Annotated in this window: 1 protein-coding gene; it reads left to right on the forward strand. The window is 49.4% G+C overall.

Translation table 11 applies throughout. The annotated features are described in order from the left end of the window. Positions 1-73 precede the first annotated feature (73 nt). A partial coding sequence (locus tag CRO15_RS19570) for an IS1182 family transposase (protein ID WP_097047545.1) occupies positions 74-1672 on the forward strand: 1599 nt, incomplete at its 3' end.

The raw sequence follows: 1672 nt of genomic DNA on the forward strand, positions 1-1672 counted from the left end.
GTGGCTGTTGCAGAACTCCGACAAACATCAATTCTTGCTTTTATAAATCTGCTGAAATCCGTAAATTAAAGGTATGCAAGGCAGAAAGAACTATACCGAAAAACTCTTCCTAAGTTTCCAGTTATCGGACCGGATTCCAAAGGATAACCTTTACAGAAAACTCCGCGAAATGCTTGACCTAAGCTTTCTTTATAAGGATACGAAAGAACTCTATGGCAAGACCGGCAACCCTTCTATCGACCCCGTGGTCTTTTTCAAGCTGTTGATCACGGGATACCTCGAGAACATTACCTCCGACCGAAAACTAGTGGAACAATGCTGCATGCGAATGGACGTGCTCTACTTTCTGGGTTACGACTTGGACGAGGAGCTGCCATGGCATTCAACGATAAGCAGGACGAGGCAACTTTATCCGGAATCCCTTTTTATGACTTTGTTCAACAAGGTATTCGCCCTGTGCGTCGACAGCGGGATGGTATCCGGCCATACCCAGGCGGTGGACTCGGCCCCGATAAAGGCGAACGCGTCCATGGAAAGCGTAGTGCCGAAAATGCCGGCCACCCCCATGGACGACCACTTGAAGAAAGTATCGGAAGAAAATCGGGAAACTACTAAAAAGCAAGGTGGAACCATATCCTCCGTACAAATCTCCGCTCCCGAGCATGAGCTGAAGCGCGTGGGGAAGCATCACCAAAACCTGAGGGATAGTCCGGTGCGACTGGTCGGCGCGTCCCACAAAAAAGCAAGGCTGCTCAGCAACAAAACGCACTACAGCCCCCGTGATCCGGATGCCCGTATATCGGTAAAGCCGGGCAAGGCCAGAAAGTTGAACTACCATTGCAGTATGGCGGTAGATACCGCTGAAGGGGTCATCTCGAATATACAGGCCGACTTTGCCGACGGTAGGGACAGCCAGTACCTGACCGATATCGCCCTAAAGGTGCAGGGCCGCTTAAGGAAAAACGAGCTGATAATGACGGATATCCTGGCGGACGCAGGTTATTCCAATGGGTCCAACTACGATTTTCTCGAACAAAGGAAGATTACAGGTTGGATACCCGTTTTCGGGAAATACAAACCCAAGATAGAAGGTTTTCCATACAACAAGGAAAAGGACGAATACAATTGCCAGATGAACAGGCCGATACCTTTCAAGGGGTTCCGCACCAACCGAGACGGTACCGTACTGAAATGCTATTGGGCGGCACCTAAGGACTGCAAGGTCTGTCCCATGAAATCCAAATGCGTGCCGAATACCAAATGCAAAAAAATCACTAGAACGATCTATGACGAACAATACTTGAGGGCCTACGCCAGACAGCACAGCGAAAGGGGCAAACGGATGAAAAACCTTAGGCAAAGTACGGTGGAGCCCGTGTTCGGTAGTCTGACCCAGTTCTACGGTCTGAGAAAAATAGGCGTACTGGGCAAGGCAGGTGCGCATAAGGTCATGCTCATGGCCGCGATCGCCTTCAACCTGAAAAAGTACCTAAAGAAAGGGGGAAGGAAACCCTCCATTGGCATTTTCAAGACGATCATGGATGTCTTCCAAACCTACATGACCATTTTTTGCCGGAAAATCCAACCAAGACCAACTCTCCTAAAGCTTCGGCAAGAACAGCATACTAGGGTCGATATCTTGCGCACAGAGCACTTCTGCAACAGCCACGTT

Source organism: Flagellimonas pacifica (genome assembly GCF_900215465.1).
Taxonomy (GTDB): domain Bacteria; phylum Bacteroidota; class Bacteroidia; order Flavobacteriales; family Flavobacteriaceae; genus Flagellimonas; species Flagellimonas pacifica.